This is a genomic window from Streptomyces sp. NPDC059853 (genome assembly GCF_042731495.1).
Taxonomy (GTDB): Bacteria; Actinomycetota; Actinomycetes; order Streptomycetales; family Streptomycetaceae; genus Streptomyces.
On sequence record NZ_JBHWJL010000390.1, the window covers coordinates 1 to 4,039 of the forward strand.

The window sequence follows — 4,039 nt, forward strand, 5'->3', positions numbered from 1 at the left end:
GGAGGCGCCCGCCTCCGACCGCACGCCGGGCCCCGCCCCGGGCCGCCGCACGCCGTCCGGCCCCCGGCGGCCTCTCAGGCCAGGCTCTCGCGCCAGGCGCGGTGCAGATGCGCGAAGCGCCCGGTGCCCGCGATCAGGTCGGCCGGGGGGCCGTCCTCCACGATGCGGCCGGCTTCCATCACCAGCACCCGGTCGGCGATCTCCACCGTCGACAGCCGGTGCGCGATCACCATCGCCGTCCGGCCGCGCAGCACCGTCTCCATCGCCTCCTGCACCGCCTTCTCGCCCGGGATGTCCAGCGACGAGGTCGCCTCGTCCAGGATCACCACCGACGGGTCGGCCAGCAGCACCCGCGCGAACGCCACCAGCTGACGCTGCCCGGCCGAGATCCGGCCGCCGCGCTTGCGCACATCCGTGTCGTAGCCGTCCGGCAGCGCCGTGATGAAGTCGTGCGCCCCGATCGCCTTCGCCGCCCGCTCGATCTCGTCGCGGTCCGCGTCCGGCTTGCCGATGGCGATGTTCTCCGCGACGGTGCCCGAGAACAGGAACGCCTCCTGGGTCACCATCACCACCCCGCGCCGCAGTTCGGCGAGGGTCAGATCGCGCAGGTCCGTGCCGTCCAGCAGCACCCGCCCCTCGGTCGGGTCGTAGAACCGCGCCAGCAGCTTCGCCAGCGTCGACTTCCCAGCACCGGTGGCGCCCACCAGCGCCGTGGTCTGGCCGGCCGGGAGGGTGAGGTCGAAGGTGGGCAGCACCTCGCCGCCGGTGCGGTACGCGAACCGCACGCCGTCGAACACCACCTCGCGCCCCGGCTGCCCGGCCGCCCGCGGCGCCGGTGTCACCGGACGCTCCGGCTCGGGCACGTCCGGCCGCTGGTGCAGCAGTCCGGCGATCTTCTCCAGCGAGGCGGCCGCCGACTGGTAGTTGTTCAGGATCATCGCGAACCGGTCGATCGGGTCGTACAGCCGCCGGATGTACAGCGCGCCGGCCGCCAGCGCGCCCAGCTCCAGCTCGCCGGAGGCCACCCGGTACGCGCCCCACATGACGATCGCCGCGACCCCGGTGGCCGCGATCACCCGGGACAGCAGCACGAAGCGCGCCATCTCCAGGATGGTGTCGCCGTTCACCCGCTCGTGCTGCCGGTTCAGCGTCTCGAACCCGGCGTCGTTGGCGGCCTCCCGGCGGAACGCCTTCACCGGCCGGATGCCGTTCAGCGTCTCGGAGAACTTGACGATCACCTTGGCGATCGCCGTGGACCGGCGGCTGAAGCGCTCGGCCGAGCGCCGCCGGTAGTTCTGCACCAGGAACAGCAGCGGCACGAACGTCACCAGCGCCGCGCCGCCCAGGCCCAGGTCCAGGTAGAAGAGCAGCGCCCCGATGTACACCACGGACACCAGCACCATCAGCATCTCCTGGAGCCCTTCGTCCAGGAGTTCGCGCAGCGACTGCACATCGGTGGTGGCCCGGGAGATGAGCCGCCCCGAGGTGTAGCGGTCGTGGAAGTCCAGGCTGAGCGCCTGGGCGTGCCGGTAGATGCGGTCGCGCACCTCCAGCAGGATGCGCTGGCTGATCCGGGCCACCACCCGGATGAAGACGTGCTGGAGGGCGCCGCCGCCCACCGAGCACAGCAGATACGCGACGGCCACCGCGATCAGCGGGCCGTAGTTCCCGGCGTCGCGCACGGCCGGGACACCCCGGTCGATGGCGTAGGCGACGAGCAGCGGGGTGCCCTGCACCGCGGCCTGCTGGGCGAGCAGCAGGAGGGAGGCCAGGGCGACCCGGGCCCGGTGCGGGCGCAGCAGGGCGAGCAGCAGCGCGCGGGAGGCGCCCTTCGGGGCGGGCAGCTTGTCCTGGGCGATCGGGTCGGGCGCGGCCGGCTCGTGGCGCCGGGGGGCGTCGGCGGTCTCCTCGGCGGTGGTGGCGGTGGTGGTGCTCATGGGACGGTGACCTCTTCGGGCTCGGACGGTCCCGGCTGGGCCGTGCCGGTCATCAGCAGGCGGTACTCGGCGTTCTCGCGCAGCAGCTCGGTGTGGGTGCCCACGGCGGTGATCCGGCCGCCGGAGAGCAGGGCCACCCGGTCGGCGAGCTGGACGGTGGAGGGCCGGTGCGCGACCACCAGGGCCGTGGTGGTGGCCAGCACCTCGCGCAGCGCCGCCTCCACCCGGGCCTCGGTGTGCACGTCGAGTGCGGAGAGCGGGTCGTCCAGCACCAGGAAGCGGGGCCGGCCGACCACGGCGCGGGCCAGCGCGAGGCGCTGGCGCTGGCCGCCGGACAGGCTCAGGCCCTGTTCGCCGACCTCGGTGTCGGCGCCCTGCGGCAGCGCGCCGACGAAGCCGTCCGCCTGGCTGATGCCCAGCGCCCGCTCCAGCTCGGCGTCCCGGTCCCCGCCGTCCGTGCCGTCCGTGCCGCCGTGGCCGGGGGCGCCCATCAGGATGTTCTCCCGGACGGAGGCGGAGAACAGGGTGGGCTCCTCGAAGGCCACCGCGACCCGTTCGCGGACCTCGCGCAGCGGGAGGGTGGCGATGTCGGTGCCGTCCAGGGTGATCCGCCCGGAGGTGACCTCGTGCAGCCGGGGGACGAGCGCGGTCAGCGCGGTCTTGCCGCTGCCGGTGCCGCCCACCACGGCCATGGTCTCGCCGGGGCGGATGTGCAGATCGATGCCGTCGAGCACGGCGGGCGCGTCGGGCGGGGCGTCGGGGAAGCGGAACACCACCCGCTCGAAGCGGATCCCCTCGTCCGTGCCGGTGCCCTCGGCGGTCGCCCGGCCCCGCTCCGGCTCCCTGGCCCGGTCCGGCGGCACGGGGACGTCCATGACCTCGAAGAACCGGTCGGTGGCCGCCGCCGTGTCATTGGTCATGGCCAGCAGGAAGCCGATCGACTCCACCGGCCAGCGCAGGGCCATCGCGGTGGCCATGAACGCCACCAGGGTGCCCGCGGTCAGCCCGCCGTCCGCGACCTGGAGCACCCCGACCACCAGTACGGCGCCCATGAACAGCTCGGGCAGCGTCATGATGAACGTCCAGATCCAGGCCAGCAGTTTGGCCTTGCGGATCTCGGTGTCCACCAGCCGCTGGGACAGGGCCTGGAAGGCCTGCGCCTGGCTGCGGTGGCGGCCGAAACCCTTGATGACCCGGATGCCGAGGATCGACTCCTCCACCAGGGTCGTCAGGTCGCCCATCTGGTCCTGGGCCCGGCGGGCCACCACCGAGTACCGGGTCTCGAAGATCATGCACAGGATGATCAGGACCGGTACCGGGGCCATCAGGATGAGGCCGAGCGACCACTGCTGGGCGAGCAGGATGACGCAGCCGATGACGATGGTGGCGCTGTTGACGATGAGGAAGGTGAGACCGAAGGCCAGCCACATGCGCAGCAGCTGGAGGTCGCCGGTGCCCCGGGAGAGCAGCTGGCCGGTGGCCCAGCGGTCGTGGAAGGAGACCGGCAGCCGCTGGACGTGCTGATACAGGTCCGAGCGCAGGGCGGCCTCGACGCGGGTCAGCGGGCGGGCCACCAGCCAGCGGCGCAGGCCGAACAGCAGGGCCTCGATCAGGCCCACCACCAGCAGGACGGTGCCGCCGAGCCACACCCCCGTGGTGTCCCCGTCGGCGACCGGTCCGTCCACGATCCACTTGAGGATCAGCGGCATGGTGAGCCCCAGGGTGGCCGCCAGGATGGCGACGCCCGCGGCGCCGAAGAGCCGCAGCCGCACGGGCCGCACATAGGGCCACAGCCGCAGCAGGGAACGGACGACGGATCGCTTGGCGGCGGCGGGCGGTGCGGGCGTGGCGGCGGAGGGGTCGGTGGCAGACATCACCCTTGAGCCTACGTTTCGCCACTGACACTGCCCACCGGGTTTTTGGTCCTACGACCCGGGGCGGAGGCGCGCCGGCGCGGGCCGCGGGGCCCTGTGACCCCGGCCGGGACCGCTCTGTCGGTGGCGGCGGCTACCGTGGCGGGCATGAGTCGAATCGAGGTACGGGAGCTGCAGGCGGCGCTGCGCACCGCAAAAGACATAAGTATCTTATACACATCTTACGCA

Annotated in this window: 2 protein-coding genes; both read right to left on the reverse strand. The window is 73.0% G+C overall.

The annotated features are described in order from the left end of the window. Positions 1-74 precede the first annotated feature (74 nt). Positions 75-1,937 carry an ABC transporter ATP-binding protein gene (locus ACFV5N_RS25455; RefSeq protein ID WP_385604180.1) on the reverse strand — a complete coding sequence of 621 codons (1,863 nt, stop codon included), beginning with the start codon at positions 1,935-1,937 and terminating at the stop codon, positions 75-77. Then, complete coding sequence (locus tag ACFV5N_RS25460) at positions 1,934-3,811, reverse strand: ABC transporter ATP-binding protein (RefSeq protein ID WP_385604183.1); 1,878 nt, start codon at positions 3,809-3,811, stop codon at positions 1,934-1,936. Before ACFV5N_RS25460 ends, ACFV5N_RS25455 begins: the two co-directional genes overlap by 4 nt. Positions 3,812-4,039 lie beyond the last annotated feature (228 nt).